20 protein-coding genes are annotated in these 17311 nt (G+C 71.7%); 14 read left to right on the top strand and 6 right to left on the bottom strand.

Annotation, left to right across the window (positions count from 1 at the left end):
* The first annotated feature begins 49 nt into the window (after positions 1 to 49).
* Genes IDM40_RS06545 through IDM40_RS06525 form a run of 5 tightly spaced genes read left to right on the top strand, consistent with a single transcriptional unit; the run spans position 50 to position 4567 of the window.
* Positions 50 to 997: a siderophore ABC transporter substrate-binding protein gene (locus IDM40_RS06545; protein ID WP_193120994.1), complete on the top strand. Its 948-nt coding sequence runs from the start codon at positions 50 to 52 to the stop codon at positions 995 to 997.
* A gap of 15 nt (positions 998 to 1012) precedes the next feature.
* Positions 1013 to 2047, top strand: coding sequence for an ABC transporter permease (locus IDM40_RS06540; RefSeq protein WP_328806951.1), 1035 nt, complete (start codon positions 1013 to 1015; stop codon positions 2045 to 2047).
* On the top strand, positions 2034 to 3059 hold the full coding sequence (locus tag IDM40_RS06535; RefSeq protein ID WP_193120993.1) for an iron chelate uptake ABC transporter family permease subunit: 1026 nt from the start codon (positions 2034 to 2036) through the stop codon (positions 3057 to 3059). The genes IDM40_RS06540 and IDM40_RS06535 overlap by 14 nt, the downstream gene beginning before the upstream one ends.
* Entirely contained in the window at positions 3056 to 3814 is a 759-nt protein-coding gene (locus IDM40_RS06530; RefSeq protein WP_193120992.1) for an iron ABC transporter ATP-binding protein, read from the top strand. The genes IDM40_RS06535 and IDM40_RS06530 overlap by 4 nt, the downstream gene beginning before the upstream one ends.
* Before the next feature lie 48 nt (positions 3815 to 3862).
* The gene (locus IDM40_RS06525) at positions 3863 to 4567 is read left to right on the top strand and encodes a hypothetical protein (RefSeq protein ID WP_193120991.1); all 705 of its coding nucleotides are present in this window, start codon (positions 3863 to 3865) and stop codon (positions 4565 to 4567) included.
* Positions 4568 to 4574: 7 nt separating this feature from the next.
* Here the strand turns inward: IDM40_RS06525 and IDM40_RS06520 are convergent, their stop codons facing one another.
* A complete protein-coding gene (locus IDM40_RS06520; protein ID WP_193120990.1) occupies positions 4575 to 5135 on the bottom strand; it encodes a TetR/AcrR family transcriptional regulator in 561 nt (186 codons plus the stop codon).
* Positions 5136 to 5152: 17 nt separating this feature from the next.
* On the bottom strand, positions 5153 to 5476 hold the full coding sequence (locus tag IDM40_RS06515; protein ID WP_193120989.1) for a DMT family transporter: 324 nt from the start codon (positions 5474 to 5476) through the stop codon (positions 5153 to 5155).
* A gap of 301 nt (positions 5477 to 5777) precedes the next feature.
* Here IDM40_RS06515 and IDM40_RS06510 point away from each other — a divergent pair, with 301 nt between their 5' ends.
* Positions 5778 to 7055, top strand: a complete 1278-nt coding sequence (locus IDM40_RS06510; protein ID WP_193120988.1) for a L,D-transpeptidase — start codon at positions 5778 to 5780, stop codon at positions 7053 to 7055.
* A gap of 73 nt (positions 7056 to 7128) precedes the next feature.
* On the opposite strand, the gene fmdA is transcribed toward IDM40_RS06510, so the two are convergent.
* A complete protein-coding gene (fmdA, locus tag IDM40_RS06505; protein ID WP_193120987.1) occupies positions 7129 to 8385 on the bottom strand; it encodes a formamidase in 1257 nt (418 codons plus the stop codon).
* Positions 8386 to 8421: 36 nt separating this feature from the next.
* A complete protein-coding gene (locus IDM40_RS06500; protein ID WP_193120986.1) occupies positions 8422 to 8637 on the bottom strand; it encodes a transcriptional regulator in 216 nt (71 codons plus the stop codon).
* Positions 8638 to 8798: 161 nt separating this feature from the next.
* Here IDM40_RS06500 and IDM40_RS06495 point away from each other — a divergent pair, with 161 nt between their 5' ends.
* Positions 8799 to 9233, top strand: coding sequence for a MarR family winged helix-turn-helix transcriptional regulator (locus IDM40_RS06495; protein ID WP_193120985.1), 435 nt, complete (start codon positions 8799 to 8801; stop codon positions 9231 to 9233).
* Here the strand turns inward: IDM40_RS06495 and IDM40_RS06490 are convergent.
* Positions 9221 to 9844, bottom strand: a complete 624-nt coding sequence (locus IDM40_RS06490) for a hypothetical protein (RefSeq protein ID WP_193120984.1) — start codon at positions 9842 to 9844, stop codon at positions 9221 to 9223. The two genes, IDM40_RS06495 and IDM40_RS06490, sit on opposite strands and share 13 nt — an antisense overlap.
* Before the next feature lie 64 nt (positions 9845 to 9908).
* Positions 9909 to 10148: a hypothetical protein gene (locus IDM40_RS06485; protein ID WP_193120983.1), complete on the bottom strand. Its 240-nt coding sequence runs from the start codon at positions 10146 to 10148 to the stop codon at positions 9909 to 9911.
* A gap of 171 nt (positions 10149 to 10319) precedes the next feature.
* Here IDM40_RS06485 and IDM40_RS06480 point away from each other — a divergent pair, with 171 nt between their 5' ends.
* From IDM40_RS06480 to IDM40_RS06450, 7 genes are all read left to right on the top strand, one after another.
* A complete protein-coding gene (locus IDM40_RS06480; protein WP_193120982.1) occupies positions 10320 to 10802 on the top strand; it encodes a MarR family winged helix-turn-helix transcriptional regulator in 483 nt (160 codons plus the stop codon).
* Positions 10803 to 10943: 141 nt separating this feature from the next.
* The gene (locus IDM40_RS06475) at positions 10944 to 11408 is read left to right on the top strand and encodes a DoxX family protein (RefSeq protein ID WP_193120981.1); all 465 of its coding nucleotides are present in this window, start codon (positions 10944 to 10946) and stop codon (positions 11406 to 11408) included.
* Positions 11409 to 11695: 287 nt separating this feature from the next.
* Positions 11696 to 12679 carry a trypsin-like serine peptidase gene (locus IDM40_RS06470; RefSeq protein WP_193120980.1) on the top strand — a complete coding sequence of 328 codons (984 nt, stop codon included), beginning with the start codon at positions 11696 to 11698 and terminating at the stop codon, positions 12677 to 12679.
* Complete coding sequence (locus IDM40_RS06465) at positions 12669 to 14153, top strand: hypothetical protein (RefSeq protein ID WP_193120979.1); 1485 nt, start codon at positions 12669 to 12671, stop codon at positions 14151 to 14153. The genes IDM40_RS06470 and IDM40_RS06465 overlap by 11 nt, the downstream gene beginning before the upstream one ends.
* Positions 14154 to 14187: 34 nt before the next feature.
* Positions 14188 to 15315, top strand: a complete 1128-nt coding sequence (locus tag IDM40_RS06460) for an AAA family ATPase (protein ID WP_193120978.1) — start codon at positions 14188 to 14190, stop codon at positions 15313 to 15315.
* Complete coding sequence (locus IDM40_RS06455) at positions 15312 to 16952, top strand: SAV_2336 N-terminal domain-related protein (RefSeq protein ID WP_193120977.1); 1641 nt, start codon at positions 15312 to 15314, stop codon at positions 16950 to 16952. The genes IDM40_RS06460 and IDM40_RS06455 overlap by 4 nt, the downstream gene beginning before the upstream one ends.
* On the top strand, positions 16949 to 17287 hold the full coding sequence (locus IDM40_RS06450) for a CU044_2847 family protein (protein WP_328806950.1): 339 nt from the start codon (positions 16949 to 16951) through the stop codon (positions 17285 to 17287). The genes IDM40_RS06455 and IDM40_RS06450 overlap by 4 nt, the downstream gene beginning before the upstream one ends.
* Positions 17288 to 17311: the final 24 nt, after the last annotated feature.

The raw sequence follows: 17311 nt of genomic DNA, 5'->3' as shown, positions 1-17311 counted from the left end.
CTAAGTCAAGCCTTACCTGCGATGAGGCTGCCCCGAGTCTGGAGTCGTCGTGTCCCCACGTTCCGCCGCTTGGTTCTCCCTGTTCCCCGTCTCCGCCCTGGTTCTGGCCGGGTGCGGCACCGACGCGTCCGGAGAGGACGAGGCCGCGGACCGGACCGTGGCCGTCCAGGCCGAGAACGGCGAGGTCGAGGTCGAGGCGAACCCCGAGACGGTCGTCGTCTTCGACAACACCCAGCTCGACATCCTCGACGCCCTCGACGTCGACATCGCCGGCATCCCCGCCGCCGACGCAGTCCCCGGTTTCTTCGACCACTACGCCGCGGACGACACCGTCGAGAACGTCGGCTCCCTCTTCGAGCCCGACTTCGAGACCGTGGCCGAACTCGACCCCGACCTCATCATCAGCGGCGGCCGCAGCTCCGACGCGACGCCGCAGCTCGAGGAGATCGCCCCCACGATCGACATGAGCACCGACTCCGCCGACACCCTCGGCAGCCTCAACGAACGGGTGCTGGCCTACGGCGAGATCTTCGACAAGGCCGAAGAGGCCCAGGCCCTGGCCGCCGAGTTCGAGGAGCGCACCGAGGAGGTCGGCGAGCTCGTCTCCGGGTCCGGCGACGGCCTGGTCATCATCACCACCGCAGGCGAGATCAGCGCCTACGGCCCCGGATCCCGCTACGGCTTCTTCTACGACGACCTCGGCCTGGAGCCCACCCTCGACGTGACCAGCGACGACGCCCGCCACGGCGAGGTGCTGTCCTTCGAGGCCCTGGCCGACGCCGACCCCGACTGGCTCTACGTCATCGACCGCGACACCGCCATCGGCGAGGAGGGCGCTTCCCCGGCCGGGCAGGTCCTCGACAACGAGCTCGTCAACCGCACCACCGCCGCCGAGGAGGACCAGATCCTGTACCTGGACTCCGAAGAGGTCTACCTGGTGGGCGGCGTGCAGGCCCACCTCAACGTCCTCGACGACATCGAAGACGCCCTCTCCTAGGAAGCACGGGTCCCCGTGACCTCCTCCACCACCACCGCGCCGGCACGGCCCGGGGGACGGTCCGCCGACCGCGCCCCGGGCCGCGTCGCCCCCTACCTCAAGCTCACCGCCGCAGGGCTGGCCGTGCTCGCACTCGCCGTGGTCAGCCTGTTCGTCGGCGCCAGTGACATCACCCTGCAGCGCCTGATCGAGGACCCCGAGGCGCGCGAACTCTTCCTCATCAGCCGACTGCCCCGCACCCTCGCCCTGCTGCTGGCCGGCGCCGCCATGAGCGTGGCCGGGCTCATCATGCAGATGCTGACCCAGAACCGGTTCGTGGAGCCCTCCACCGCCGGGACGGTCGAGTCCGCGGCCCTGGGCATCCTCATCATCACGCTGCTCGCGCCCGCCGCCCCGCTCCCGGTGAAGATGACCGCCGCCTGCCTGGCCGCGCTCGTGGGCACGTTCCTGTTCCTCGGTGTGCTGCAGCGGGTCGCGCTGAAGTCGTCGCTGATCGTGCCGCTGGTCGGCATCATGCTCGGCGCCGTCATCAGCGCCGTCACCACGTTCATCGCGCTGCGCACCGACCTGCTGCAGACGCTCGGGACGTGGCAGTCCGGCGACTTCTCCGGAGTCATGCAGGGGCGCTACGAACAACTGTGGCTCGTGGGCGCGCTCGCCCTGCTGGCCTACCTGGTCGCCGACCGGCTCACCGTCGCCGGGCTCGGACGCGACATCGCCGTGAGCGTCGGTCTGAACTACCGGACCGTCATGGCGCTCGGCGTGGGCATCGTCGCCGTGGTCAGCGGGGTCGTGGTCTCCGTCGTGGGGACCCTGCCGTTCCTCGGGCTGATCGTGCCCAACCTGGTGAGCATGGCCGTCGGCGACCACGTGCGCCGCGGCGTGCCGTGGGTGTGCCTGCTCGGCGGCGGGGTGCTCGTGCTGTGCGACATCCTCGCCCGGGTGATCCGGGCGCCCTTCGAGATCCCGGTCGGCACGGTGCTCGGGGTCGTGGGTGCCGCGGTGTTCCTGTTCATGCTGCTGCGGAGGAGCAACCATGTCCGTCGCTGAGCACGAACCCACCACCACGGCGGGGGCGGGTACCGCAGCGCGGGCGGACACCGAGCGCCGCGGTTTCCCCACCTGGGCGCGCATCGCCGTGCTCGCCGGCCTCGCCACGGCCTTCTCGATCGCGTACCTGACCTGGGGCGTGACCGGGAACGTCGCCTACGTGATCGAGCGCCGGTCGACCGTCCTGTTCACCATGCTCATCGTGGCCTTCGCCGGTGCGATCGCCACCGTCCTGTTCCACACGGTCACCGACAACCGCATCCTCACGCCCTCGATCATGGGCATGGAAGCGCTGTTCGTACTGGTGCAGACGTGCATGGTGTTCGTGTTCGGGCTCGCGGGGCTGTCGATGCTGCCGCCGGTCGCCGCGTTCGTGCTCCAGGCCGGGCTCATGGTGCTGTTCGCGATGCTGCTGTTCAAGCGCCTGTTCACCGGCGGGATCGGCAGCCTGCATCTGACCCTGCTGGTGGGGATCGTCTTCGGGATCCTGTTCACCAGCCTCGCCCAGCTCATGCAGCGCCTGCTCGACCCGAACGAGTTCACCGCCCTGCAGAGCCGGCTGTTCGCGCGGCTGACCCGCGCCGACCCGGACCTGCTGCCGTGGGTGGCGCTGCTCGTGGTCGGCATCGGGGTCTACGTGTGGCGCAGGCACCGGCTCTACGACGTGGTCGGTCTCGGGCGGGACACCGCCGTCAACCTGGGCGTCGACCACACCCGGATCGCGATCCGCACGCTCATGATCGTCGCCGTGCTCACCGCGGTCTCCACCGCGCTGGTCGGCCCGATGACCTTCTTCGGGTTCATGGCGGCCACGCTCGCGTACCAGATCGCCGGGCGGCACGAGCACCACTACGTCATGCCGATCGCGTTCCTCACCGGGCTGTGTGCGCTGGTCGGCGGACAGTTCGTCCTGGAACACTTGCTCGGCCACGCCGGCACCCTCACGGTGGTCATCGAGTTCACCGGCGGTGCGCTGTTCCTGTACTTCCTGCTGCGAAAGGCCGCCCGTTGATCGAACTGACCGACCTCACCAAGACGTACGGGGCCGCGACCGTTCTCGACCAGGTGTCGCTGACCATCGAACGCGGCGGTGTCACCTCGATCATCGGGCCCAACGGCGCGGGCAAGTCCACGATGCTCACCATCGTCGGGCGCCTGCTCAAGGCCGACGGCGGCACGGTCACCGTCGACGGGGTGGACGTGACCCGGGCGCGCGGGCGGGACTTCGCCAAGCGCCTGTCGATCCTGCGGCAGGAGAACCGGTTCACCACCCGCCTGACCGTGCGCGACCTGGTGGCGTTCGGGCGTTACCCGCACTCCCAGGGGCGGATGACCGGCGAGGACCACGACCAGGTCGAGGCCGCGCTGGGCTTCCTGGACCTGGTGCCGCTCGGCGACCGGTTCCTGGACGAACTCTCCGGCGGCCAGCGCCAGCGTGCGTACGTGGCGATGGTGCTGTGCCAGGACACCGACTACGTGCTGCTCGACGAGCCGCTGAACAACCTCGACATGAAACACGCGGTGGCGATGATGCTGCAGATCCGCCGCGCCGCCGACGTCCTGGGCAAGACCGTCGTGATCGTCATCCACGACATCAACTTCGCCTCGGCCTACTCCGACCGGATCGTCGCGATGCGGGAGGGACGTGTGGCGCACGCGGGTGCGCCGAAGGAGATCATGACGCCCGAGGTGCTGCGCGACGTGTTCGAGCTCGACGTGCGCGTGGAGGAGATCGACGGTTCCCTCATCGGCGTCTACTACCGGTAGGGCGGCGCGGCCGGGTTTGCGGTCCCGTGGTGCGGCTATGGGGTGACCATGGCGCAGGGACCGAAGGAAGCACCGGGTTCCGGGCGGTTCGCCCCCGGGCTCGCCCTCGTGCGCCTGCAGATCCACGCGCAGAGCGATCCGCGCCGCTACGCGCGACGGGCGGGTCTGGTGTGCGCCGGCGTGACCCTGCTCGTGGTGGTCCCGGCGGTCCTGCTCGTGCTGCCGCGGGACGGCCTCGCGCCGGACCAGGCGTGGCTCGCGCTGGGGGCCTTCGTCGGCCTCGTGCTCGTGGGCCTCGGGGTGTTCGCCCTCTGCCGGGCGTTGTTCCGGTGGGCGGTCGGCGGTACCGAGGTGCCCGCCGACACCGAACCGCGCCGCATGAGGACGGCCGGGCGGTACGTGCGCCGCGGTGAGCTCAGCGGGGACCCCGCGCTGGATGCGCTCGGGCGGCGGTTGAGCGTGCAGGCCGAACGCATGGTGTCACCGCTCTACTGGGCTCCCGTGGTCGTGGTGACGGTGCTGCACGGGCTGAGCCTGGTGCTGCAACTGGCGGGAGGCCAGGTGAGCCCATTGCGGGTGATCATGCTCGTGCTCGTGGTGGCGGTGCTCGTGGTGCTTCCGCTCGTGCTGCGGACGCGCCTCCGCCGAGCTCGGGCGTTCCGGGACGCCCACGACGCCCGGTACGGGGTTCCGGCCCCGGACCCGCCGCGGGAGCCGTGGGCCTCCGGTCCGCGCAACGCGCCCCAGCGGTGAACGGGCGTCAGCGACCGAGCAGGCCGCGCAGAATGCGGTGGACCTCGTCGGGCCCCGGCGCGTTGGCGTCCGAGTAGGCGCCGCGCAGGAACATCCCCTCGATGGCGGTGGCCACGCCCGTGCGCTGCACGGGATCGGCCGCGTAGGGCGCGAGGAAGGCATCGAGCGTAGCCGTCCAGCGCTGGATCTCCGGGCGCATCGCCGGGCGCCGGGCCGCCATGAGGAAGAGCTCGCACTCGGCGACCAGGTGGGCCCGGGCCTCCTCGGTCGTGGGCGCGATGAGTCGGGCCAGCGCGGCGAGCCCCTCGTCGCCCGTGCCAAGGGCGTCGATGCGTTCGACGTAGAGGTCGTTCACGCTGGTCAGCGTCGCCACGAGCAGGTCGTCGACGGCGGCGAAGTAGTAGGTGACCGCGCTGGGGGGCACCCCGGCCTCGGCGGCCACCCGCCGCTGGCTCACGGATCCGGCGCCGTCGCGTTCGATGACGCGCATGGTCGCCTCGACCAGCAGGCGTCGGCGGTGTTCGCCCTTGCGCCTGCGGCCGTCCTGGATGCGGTCGGGGTCGGTCACGTCCTCTTCCTCCGGTCTCAGTGCTGTCCGCCCATCTCCAGGGCCATCACGCCGGCGATGACGAGGGCGATGCCGCCGGTCTGCACCCAGGTGAGGGACTCTCCCAGAAACATGACACCGATGACGGCGACGAGGGCCACACCGACGGCCGCCCAAATACCGTAGGCGACCCCGAGGTCCATGCCCTTGACGAGCGCCTGGGACAGCAGGAAGAACGCGGTGGCGTAACCCACGACCACGAAGATCGAGGGCAGGAGCTTGGTGAAGCCCTCGGAGAACTTGAGCGAGGTCGTCGCGAACACCTCGGCGAGGATCGCGCCTGCGAGGAAGATCCACGGCATGGGGTACCCCTTCCGAACAACCTGAGCGATCGCTCAGGTTTGTGGAGAAAATAGTTCGATCGCTCCATATTCTAGATGCGGGGAGTGACTGCCCACAACGGGTACAACAAGGGGCTTCCGGCACATATCCTGGAGGGCCTGACATGTACCCCCAGGGTGTACCCTCGGCGGCTCCGGCCCCCCGGAACCGCGGGGCGTCGGTAACCGCTCGATACCGATGCGGTCGGGGTCCGAACCTTTTTCGCTCTCGTGCGTCCAATACAGGGACACGGCGTTCGAGACAATCCATGGAGGTCCAGACGTGACGGGGAAGACCTACGCGGCCCGCCCGCGCCGGTTCGGTGTCGTGCTGGCGTCGCTGGCACTGATCGCCACCGCCTGCACTTCCGGCGACGCGGAGACACAGGGCAGCGACGAGGCCGATGCCGCCCCCGCCGAGCTCTCCATCTCCCCCGACACCGGCGAGGAGAACCTCCCGCCCAACTCCCCCATCAACGTCGCGGCCGAGGGCGGGTCCATCACGGGCGTCGCCGTCGACCAGAGCGTCGGCGATGACGACGAGGACGACTCCGACCTCTACGACATGACCGGCACCCTCAACGAGGACGACACCGAGTGGGTCAGCGACTGGAACCTGCGCCCCGGCGCCGAGGTCGTGGTCACCGCCACCGCCGAGAACGAGGCCGGTGAGGAGACCGAGCTGGTCCACGAGTTCACGACCGAGGAGGCCCCCGAGGGCAGCCGCCTCGGCCTGGCCTCCAACTTCCCCAACTCCGGTGACACCGTCGGCGTGGGCATGCCCGTGGTCATCAACTTCGATCGCCCCGTGACCAACAAGGTCGAGGTCGAGAACTCCATGGACGTCGAGTCCGAGGAGGAGATCGCCGGCGCCTGGAACTGGGTCGACGACCAGATGGCGGTCTTCCGTCCCGAGGAGTACTGGGAGCCGCACCAGCAGGTGAGCGTCGACCTGAACCTCGCCGGTGTCGAGGCCGCCGACGGTGTCTACGGCAACCGCAACCACAAGATCGACTTCGAGGTCGGCCGCGAGCTCATCGCCACCATGCACGTGCCCGACCACGAGATGGAGATCGAGATCGACGGCGAGCACGACCGCACCTTCGAGGTGAGCAACGGCGCCGCCAACCGCGAGTTCGACACCACCACCAGCGGCACGCACGTCCTCATGGAGCGCCACGAGGACCTCACCATGGACGCCGCCACCCTCGGCATCGACGAGGACGACCCCGACTACTACCGCCTCGACGTCAAGTACGCCGTCCGCACCTCCAACAGCGGCGAGTTCGTGCACGAGATGTCGAGCAACGGCAACATCGGTTCGGCCAACACCTCCAACGGCTGCACCAACCTGCGCATGGACGACGCCGAGTGGTTCTTCGAGAACACCCTGATGGGCGACATCCTCGACACCACCGGCACCGACCGCGAGTTCAAGTGGGACAACGGCTGGGGCTACTGGCAGATGTCCTGGGACGAGTGGCTGGAGGCCAGCGAGACCGGTGAGCCGCAGGTGACCGACGGGTCGGGCACGCCCGCCCCGGTCCACGGCGACGTCTGAGGCACCGGCCCGAACGCCCGGCGGGGGCCGCGGAACCGAGGGGTTCCGCGGCCCCCGCTCTCGTGTTCGGGGGTCAGCTCGTCACCGCGACCTGCCCGCGGTCCTTGTACACGGGCCCGCCCGCACCGGGGCGAATGTCGTCGGTGAAGATCTCCGTCGGCAGGTACACGGCGCAGCAGGCGTTGGGCACGTCCACGACCCCGCCGATCCGGCCCTCGATCGGGGAGGTGCCCAGGATCAGGTAGGCCTGCTCGTCGGTGTAACCCCACTTCTTGAGGTAGGAGATCGCGTTGAGGCAGGCGTTGCGGTAGGCCTCGGTCGCGTCCAGGAACAGGTTGGTGTCGTCGCGGTGGTCCACGCCCACCCCGATGAAGGTCAGGTATTCGGAGTACTGCGGTGCGACCCGGCCGGGTTGGAAGACCGGGTTGCGGTGCACGCCGTAGGACTCCATCCCGCCCTTGATCACGTCCACGTGCAGGTCGATGAAGCCGCCCATCTCGATGGCGCCGCAGAAGTTGATCTCACCGTCGCCCTGGCTGAAGTGCAGGTCGCCCACGGACAGCAGCGCACCGGAGACGTGCACTGGGTAGAGGATCCGCGAGCCGCGCGTGAGGTTCTTGATGTCGTGGTTGCCGCCGTTCTCCCGGGGAGGCACGGTGCGTGCGCCCTCCGCGGCGATGCGGTCGAACAGGTCGCCCTCGGCGGCGCCGGCGAGCGCGCCGGACGCCAGGGGCGGCAGGGCCAGCGGCGGGACCCGTTCGGGGTCGGTGGCGATGAGGGCGCGCTCGCGCCGGTTCCAGCGTTCCAAGAGCTCCTGCGAGGGCGCCACCCCCATGAGCCCGGGGTGGGTGATGCCGGTGTACTCCACGCCGGGCACGTGGCGTGAGGTCGCGACCTGGCCCTTGAAGTCCCACACGGCCTTGTAGGCGTCGGGGTAGTAGTCGGTGAGGAACCCGCCGCCGTTGACCTTGGCGAAGATGCCGCTGTACCCCCAGCCCTGGCCGCAGACCGGGCCCTTCTCGGAGGTCTCCTGCGGGATCGGGCCGATGTCGAGGATGTCGACGACGAGCAGGTCGCCCGGCTCGGCGCCCTCCACCCGGACGGGGCCGCTGAGCATGTGGGAGTGGTCGAGGTCGACGTTGCGCACGTCGTCGGCGGAGTCGTTGTCGCCGATCTGGCCGTCGGTCCACTCGCGGCACTCGATGCGGAACTCCTGGCCGGGGCGGGCGGTCGCTGCGGGCGGGACGTCGGGATGGAAACGGTTGTGGCCGGGCACGGCCTGCCGGGCCATGGGCCGGTCGGGGTCGTGGCTGAAGAGCACCTCGGGCATGGGCAACGGCCTTCCTGTGGTGGGGGGGGGATCCGGTCAGGCTCGGTGGGCGATGCGGGGGTTCTCCGCGCTCTCGGCCGCGACGTCGCGCATGCGGTGGGCGGCCCGGGGTCCGGAACGCACCATCGGGGCGGTGAACGTGCGGGCGGCGCGGGCACCGCAAGCGCAGTGCACGCTCTCGGGGGCCTCACCCATGGGGGCTTCGGCGGTGGTCTCGTGGCGTTCCGGACAGCGGTACAGGTATGCGGCCATGGCGACCTCACTCCTCGGGTGGGCTGTGGTCTCCGGGTGCGGGCCCGATCCTGGTGGGGCCCTGTGTCCGCGTTGCTTTCGCCGGGTGACGGGGGTGCTACATTCACATCCGAATGGAAGTTTCCCGGAGGGTCGGGCTCCGGGCAAGGGACGGAACGCGGATGGGTTCACACACCACGGGCGAAGGCCTCGACGCACTGTTCCTGCGCCGGATGGCGGTCGGCCTCGACCGCGGGGCAGCTTCGGTCGTGCGCGGCCACGGACTCACCGTCGACCAGTGGCGCATGCTCGACCTGCTCGCGGTCTCCGGTCCCCTGCCGATGGCCGCGCTGTGCGAGGAGCTCAGCCTGGCCGGGGCCACCGCCACCCGCGTCGCCGACCGGCTGGTGGACGAGGAGCTGGCGCGCCGTTCCGTCGACGACAACGACCGCCGGCGGGTGGTCCTGCGCGTCACGGGGAACGGACGCGACCTGCGCGCGGACCTCGCCGAACAGGTCGAGCAGGCCCAGCGCGAGCAGTGGGCGAACCTGGGCGGCGCCGACCACGAGCGTCTGGCGCAGCTGCTCCGCGCGGCAGCGGGGTTTCAGGCCCAGTAGGCGAACCAGAGCGGCCCGGGTGTGATGAACGGGGTCGTGGCCAGGAGCGCCGCCAACAGCGGGGCCGGAACGGGGTGGGGCGCCCGCGGACCCGGCGCGACGGGTTCCGCGGACATCCGCGTGCACAGGGCGACCGCGGTCCACGGCGCCACCACCAGCACCCACAGCAGCCCCAGGGCGGGGTCGATGCGCGCCACGGGCAGCGCCGGGAACAGGGGCACCAGGCCCAGGAGGGCGGGCACCACCCCGAGCGCCGGGAGGCGGAGCGGCCACCGCAGCCGCGGGAGCCTCGGACGCCAGGCGCGGCCGAGGTCGGGCGCACGCCCCCGGACGGCGTCGGCGGCCACCCGGAGCGCGGCGCACACGGCGATCGGGACCCCCGCGAGCAGGGCCAGGGCGCCGGCGGCCGCAAAAACCTGGGTGAGCAGCGGGAGCGAGGACCACACGGGCGCCTGTCCGCTGGTGATCGCGCCGTGCGCGGTGAGGGCGGCGGCGGTGAGCGCTCCCAGGAGCAGGCCGGGCAGCAGGGGCATGAGCAGGGCCGTCAGCAGCGCCCGGTAGTGCCGCCGCGTGGTGCGTGCGACCTGCCCCACGGCTGCGCCTACGCCCATCGCGATCCCTCCCGAGAAGCCCGTGCCGTAGGCAGATTACCCACGGTGGGAGGGGCCCGGGGCCCTACCAGGCGCGCACGCCCATCGGGGCGGGCAGGCGTTCGCGCAGCCAGGTCCAGGAGCCGTCGTTCTCGGTGAAGCGGCGCTGGATGCGTTCGATGCGGTCCTTGGGGTGGGAGAAGACTTCGCGCCAGTCACCGGCGGCGCGTTCTTCGAGGTAGAGGCTGTGCGCGTCGGTCCGGACACGCATGGCCTGGAGGGTGTGGGACGAGCCGTCGTCGAGCTGTATGCGGTAGTGAGCCATGACTGGTTCCCTGGTGTGTTTCGACGGAGGTCGTGACTCTACCGACCCCGATAACACTGCGTGAGGAAAACGGCGCGGATCGTGAGTGACCCCCGGGTGAATCCGAGATCCCGAACCACCCCGGTAGCGTTGGCGGCAATTGAACAGGCGAGCGGTGTGGGGAGCGGCCCGTTGTCCGAGACTCGGTGGTTGGACGAGGACGAGCAGTGGACCTGGCGCAACTTCCTCACTGCGGTGCACCTGCTGGAGGCCCGGCTCGACCGCCGGCTCCGGCAGGACTCCGGCCTGTCCCACTCGGCCTACGCCACACTCGCGGCGCTGTCGGAGACCTCCGGGCACATGATGACGATGAGCGCCCTGGCCGCGTACCTGCGCGCCTCGCAGAGCCGCATGTCGCACGCGGTCTCCGGCCTGGAACGCGAGGGCCTGGTGCGCCGTTCCAAACGCCCGGGCGACCGCCGCACCACGCTGGTCGAGTTGACCGGCGACGGCCGTGCGGCCCTGGAGGGGGCGGCGCCGGGCCACGTCGAGGAGGTCCGTCGTGTGCTCTTCGACGCACTGACCCCGGAGCAGGTGCGCCAGCTGGACGGCATCAGCGCGGCGGTGCTGGGGGCTCTCGACCCCGAGGGTGTGGAGCCGCGGTACACACGTTGACCGGGCCGTGGATCGCCGCCGCGGGGCGGGCCTCGATCCGGTCGCGGCTCCGCGGTACGAGATAGCTTCCTGGGAAAAGGTTGTACCTTCAAGTGTGGGGTGCGACCCCGGCCGAACCGACCCACGAAGCAGGAGTGCACCATGCCCCGACGCCCGCTCACCTCCAAGGTCCACGACGTCACCGCCCTGGCCGCCCGCGCGGTCGTCGGTGTCACCTTCATCGCACACGGCCTGCCCAAGGCCACCGACATCGGCGGCACCGCCGCGGGCTTCGAGGCCATGGGCATCCCCGCACCCGAGGTCGCCGCGATCGTCGGCGCCGTGATCGAGGTGGGCTTCGGCGCCGCGCTGATCCTCGGCCTGCTGCTCCCGCTCACCGGCATCGCCCTCGCCGCGATGATGGGCGCCGCCCTCGGCTTCGCGCACGTGGGCGACGTGTTCGTCGGCGGCTTCGAGCTCCCGCTGGCGCTGGGTGTGACCGCCCTGGCCCTCGGCTTCTCCGGCGGACGCCTGGCACTGGACAGCCTCCTGCCGCTGCCGTGGAACGAGCGCCGCGCCGAGAAGCAGCAGACCCCGGCCGCCGAGGAGGCACCGGCCTCCGCCTGACCGGCCTGCCGCTCGAGCGAGCCACACGGAGGGCCGCGCACCACACCCGGTGCGCGGCCCTCTTTCGTTTCTTATATTTCTTCTGAAACACCAGAAACAACGGCCACAGGTATCACCATTACTTCGCGAGAATAATCCTCGTTCTGTCGGCTCCGGATGGTGGCCCTGAGGCGTTTTGGGGGTAAATACGTAGAGTCGAAGCCAATAAACGCCGTGTTGTTTGGATCCGGTGTTCTGGGACCGTCCCCCCATTTCCCGGGTGCCCAACCTCCGACAACGGGAGCGTCGTGTCCGCATCCGCCCACCACAACAGCACACCCGACTGGCAGTTCAGGATCACCGACCGGGACGGCGGAGTCCTCCACGGTGCCGCGGTTCTGGTCACCCCCGACCACGTCCTCACGTGCGCCCACGTCGTGCGCACCGCCGCAGGCGAGGGCGGCCCCGGCACCCGGGTCCGCCTCGACGCACCCCGCGGCGACCGCTCGTGGCACACCGGGGCCGAGGTCGTCGAGGACGGATGGTGGTGGGAGGACGCTCCCCCGTGGGACGCGGCCCTCCTGCGCCTGGACCGCCGCGCCCCCACCGCCCCCGCGCCGCTCGACACCCGCGCGCCGCACACCCTGGCCGACCTGGGCGTACGGATCCTCGGGTTCCCGCACTCCCCCGCCGGACGCTGGCTCACCGGGGTCGTGCGCGGCCCCGGCGGAGCCCGCCCCGAGTACGTGCAGATCGACGTCGACGCCTCCGCGCCGGTCACCGTCACCCGCGGGTTCAGCGGGAGCGGGGTGAGCGACCACGACGGCCGGCTCCTCGGCATCGTGCGGGAGGCCGGGGCGCAGGGGCGGCTGGCCTGGATGGTCCCGCTCACCGCCGTGCCCGCACTGGCCCCCCTGCGTCACCTGAGCCCCGTGGGTCCCCCGCACCCCGCCGGGCCCGTACCCGTCCGGCACAGACCCGGGCCCGCCCCCGTCCTCGACCACGAGAGCCTGCACACCCTCGCCGAGGCCGTCTCCGACCTGGAGACCGTCGCCTCCCGCGAAGTGCGCGCCCTCTTCGTCAGCGCCCTCGACCCCCGGCTGCGGCGCAGGATCGACGCCGGGGCGGTCCCCGTCGTCTTCTCCCACGAGCTGGTCCTGCGCGCCCACCGCGACTACGGGATCCTCGGCGAGGTCCTGGACCACCTGGCGGCGTGGGAGGAGGCCAGCGCACCCATGCGGCGTGTCCGGGAGGCCGCCGCTCCCCTGTTGAGGGGGTGCGGTGACACCTGAGGACCGCGAGAGCCTGGTCGACGCCCTGTGCGAGGTCGCCTACGTGCAGGACAGGGAGGGCCAGAGCGATCTGCTGAGCTGCCTGCCCCTGCGCATCAGGCGCGAGGTCGGCACCGGGCCGGTCTACCGCTTCGCCCTGCGCCTGGTCACCGCCTGTGAGACCCAGGGGACCCTGCTGCCGCTGGTGCGCTGGGTCCTGCGCAAGGACGCGCGCAGTGTCGCCGCCGAGGCCCTGGCCGCGGAGGCGGCGCCGTACGTGCGCGAGGCCGAGGACACCGTGCTCGGGTCCGTGCTCGTGGACGCCGCCACCGCCGGGGCCGCCACCGTCTCCGGGGACCTCGCGACCGTGCGCGCCGAACTCGCCCTGCTGCCCTGCGAACCCGGGGTCCGCGAGACCTACCGGTCGATCCGCGCCGACCACGCCGGCAAGGGCGGCGGCCTGCCCCCGCCCGAGACCGCCTGGGAGGCGCTGGTCAACCTCGCCCTGCTCCCGGCCTTCGACGACCCCTCCCCCGCCGCCCGGTTCTGCGCCTGGCTCGCCGCCGCCCACCCCGCGTTGTCCTGCGCCGACCTGCTCGGACAGTGGGGCGGGGCCCTGGGCGCCGCCCCCCTGCCCGCGCCCGCGCCCGAGGACCTGCCCGCCCGCCTCGTGGTGCGGGTCAGCCGCAGCTGCCGCGACCGCTACGACCTGGAGAGCTGGTCGGTGCTGAGCGACGGCCGCGGCGGCCCGCCCGACTTCGCCGAGCACTGGATGGACCGCGACGTGCCCGGCGAGGAGATCAGCGTGCGGGTGGGGTCCCGGCTCGACCTTCTGCTCGCCGACTCGCGTTCCGCCCACCACCGCAGCACCCGCGTGGAGCTGGTGACCTCGCTCGACCTCATGGCCGAGGCCGTCGCCGAACGCTGGCAGAACGGGCGCACACTCCAGGGCCGGCCCCTGGGCGAGCGCGCCGAGGTCGTCTACCGCGACGAAGCCCTCCTCGACCGGCGCTCGCCCGAGGTCAGAAGTGCACAGAAACGTTTCTCACAACGCTGGTCCGGCCTTTTCCGCGACGGCCGTGCCGCGGTTTTCGACCTCTTCCACACGGCGGACATGAATGAGAGACTGATCGCCAAAAGGCTCGATGACGACAGAGTCATCGGAATTTCCGTTCCACGCGGTCTCGGCGAGGTCTTCCTGAGCGTGGCCCTGGCGGTGCGGAGCGGCGTTCCGGTGGTCATCTGGCATTTCGGGGATTCCCCCCGTCCGGTCGGATCCTGGTTGAGCCCGGTGCAGATGGAACGCGAGGTGACGGTGTCCCCCGACGACATGTCCGAGCTGCCCGCCGCCCTGCTGCGCTCCCGGTCGGGGCGCGTGTCGCCCAGTGATTACGGGTACATCGAGAGCAGCTCGCAGATCGCTGTCATCTACCACGACACCCTGCCGGTCCTGCCCCCTCCGCCCCCACCGATGTCCCACCGAAGCATCCAGTAGCCCGCGTCGGGCGCGGTTCGAAGGACAACCCCCCATGACCACACCAGCCGAATCAGGATCGACCGATCCCGTGCCGGACGTGCCGGAGTGGTGGATCTTCCACGGAACGGGCCAACCCCGCCCGCACCTGGACCTGCTCACCCAGCTGCCGCCCCCACCCCAGTGGCGGACCTTCGGCGGGCGGCCGGACCCCACCGACCCGCCTCACGACGAGACCAGCGGCCGTTACCTGGGACCGGCCCGCACCCGGGGTTTCGCCATCCCCCTGGGCCCCGAACGCAAGGACCTGCTCGACAAGGTCAACGCCGCCATCCACCTGCGGCGCCCCCTGCTGCTGGTGGGTCCCCCCGGTGTGGGCAAGTCCAGCCTGGCCCACCAGATCTCCCGCGAGCTGCAGTTGGGACGGGTCCTGCGGTGGCCGGTCACGAGCCGGTCGACGGTGCGCGAGGGCCTGTACTCCTACGATCCGCTCACCCAGATCCACGACCTCAACCTGGAGAACGCCCGTGTGCGGCTCACCGGCGACGAACCCCCGGGCGGGGACGACGGCCGGCTGGGCAGCAGCGCGCGTTCCATCGGGCGGTACCTCACGCTGGGCCCGCTGGGCACGGCGTTCCTCCCGGCGCACCTGCCGCGGGTACTGCTCGTGGACGACTTCGACCTGGGCGACTTCGACCTGTCGGGCGACCTGCTCGACCTGTTCGAGAGCGGCGGGTTCGACGTGCCCGAGCTCGCGCGCCTGGCCGGGGTCGCCGAGCGCATAGAGGTCGCCACCGACGACCCGGGGCGCCCGGTCGCGGTCGAGCGCGGCCGCGTTCTGTGCTCTGCCTTCCCCATCGTGGTTCTGACCTGCAACAACGACCGCGACCTCCCACCCGCGTTCATGCGGCGGTGCATCCCCGTGCGCATGGGACTGCCCCGGGAGGAGGAGCTCCTGGCCGCGGTCGCCGGGCACTTCGACGGCAACCTCCCCACCGGTACACGGGATCTGGTCACCAAGTTCCTCGACGCGGGTGTGCACGGCGACCAGCTCGCCCTCGACCAGCTGCTCAACGCCGTCCACCTGGTCGGGCAGCTCGACCACGACGGCGGTCCCACCCCCGAGCAGGTCGACCACCTGGCCGAGCTCCTCTGGCACCGGCTCACGGAATCACCCGGATGAGCGGCGGCCAGGAGCCCCTGCCGCTGGGCGAGTACGGCCTGGACGCCACCGACCTCGCCGACGCCGTGCACCTGGCCGCGGTCATGAAACAGGCCGCGGACGGCACGTCCCGGCTGCGGTACGGGCACCTGGCGCACCTGCCCTTCACCGAACCCCTGCCTCCGGACCCCGCGTCGCCGGGGGCGCTCCCGCGACGGCACGAGGCCCCGGCCGAGGACCCCGAACCGGCGAACAGGCCTCCGGTCGGGCCGGCGTCCGTACCGGCCGTGCCCATCGACGACCCCGCCCACCAGCGCCTGGAGGACCGCTCCGGCCTCCTGTCGGCGTTCAGCCTGTTCAACCTCAAGGTTCCGAGGGGCCGCCCCGAGCACCCCGACCTCGCCGACACCGCCCGCAACTATGCACGCGCGCTCCTGGACACCGCGCACTGGGGACCCGGGGAACGCCGCGCCTCCGGGGTGCCGGTGCTGCCCGCGCTGCGCCCGGGGGCCGCGCGGACCGTTCGCCTGGCCCTGGTCACCGACACCGGCGTGTCCATGCTGTTCCAGCGCGGTGTGACCGACGACCTCACGCGCCTCCTGCGCCGCAGCGGCATCTTCCGCTCCGTCGACCTGCTCGGTTTCGACTCCCGGCGGCCCGGTCCTCCCCTGCTCGCCGACCCCGACGGGCGCCCCCGACACCTGCGGCCGCCCGGGGAGGGCGGCCCGCACGTCACCCTGATCGTCACCGACGGGCTCGGCGCGGCCTGGGGCGACGCCGGGTTCCAGGACTGGGTGGCCCGTGCCGCCCGCGGGGGTGCGGTGGCCGTGCTGCACCTGCTGCGCCCGCAACTGTGGCGCCGCGGGTCGATCCGCACGGTGCCCACACGCATCCGCGCGTCGTGGCCGGCGAGCCCGGGCGGCCCCAACACCGGGTACGTGCGCGAGAGCTCCCGTGCCGGCGCGATCGAGGAGGAACACCCGCGCGGAACCCTGATCCCGGTGCTGCCGTTGCGCGCGGCCGCCCTGCACGACTGGGCGTCCTTCACGATGGTGCGCAGCCGCTCGCGCCTGTGGGTGCACGCCGCCGAGTACCCCGACCCCGGGGCGCGGGCCGAACCGGAGGTGCCCGAGGGGGAGGCGGTGCTGCGGTTCCGGCGCACGGCCAGCCCGGAGGCGTTCGAGCTGGCGGTGGCGCTGGCTGCGGTCCCGCTGCACCCGGCCGTGGTCTCCGAGGTGTGCCGCGACGTGTTGGGAGCGGCTTCCCCCTCCGAGCTCACCGAGGTCTTCTTCAGCGGGCTCGTGCGCCTGGCCGACGGGGTCCTGGACGAGGACCCGGGCGAGGAGGTCCGTTGGGACTTCCGCACCGGGGTGCGTGCCCGGCTGCTCGCGCTGGGCGGGCAGGTGCCGGAGATCCGGCGGATGCTGCGCCTGGCGGTACGGGTGCTGGGCGGCCGCGACCCCTGGTTCGACGACCTCGCCCGCATGCTCGACGGCGAACACGTGGGCACGCCCCAGGCCGGCGCCGGGGCCCGGGTGTGGGTCGAGGCGATGCTGCCCGCGGTGGAGAGCGCCGCGGTCGCACGCCGGTACCGCGCGCCCGTCGACGTCTACGCCCGCAACGGGCACGGGCACCCCCGGGAAGGAGACAGGCCGTGACACGACTCGTGCGTCTGCGCATCGGCGACCAGGGGCCGGAGGAGGACGAGGTGTACGTGGAGGTCGACGGCGATCCCCACGGCACCGAGCTGGTCTCGGGCGGGGACCGGATCGAGGAGGCGGTCGGCACGCTCACCGAACGGCTCTCGTCGGTGCGGCGCGCGGTGGGCGCCACCCTGGACGAGCTCGGCACCGCCCTCGGCCCGGACGTGATCCGGGTCACCGTCGGGGTGAAGCTCAGCGCGGAGACCGGCGCGATCATCGCCCGCTCGTCCGCCGAGGGCAACCTGCGCGTCCAGATGGAGTGGGACCGCAGGGACGGGACCGGCGGCTGAGCGACGGCCGGTCAGGGCCCCGCG

The organism is Nocardiopsis coralli, from assembly GCF_014892575.1.
GTDB lineage: Bacteria > Actinomycetota > Actinomycetes > Streptosporangiales > Streptosporangiaceae > Nocardiopsis > Nocardiopsis coralli.
This window is presented reverse-complemented; position numbering and strand designations above follow the sequence as displayed.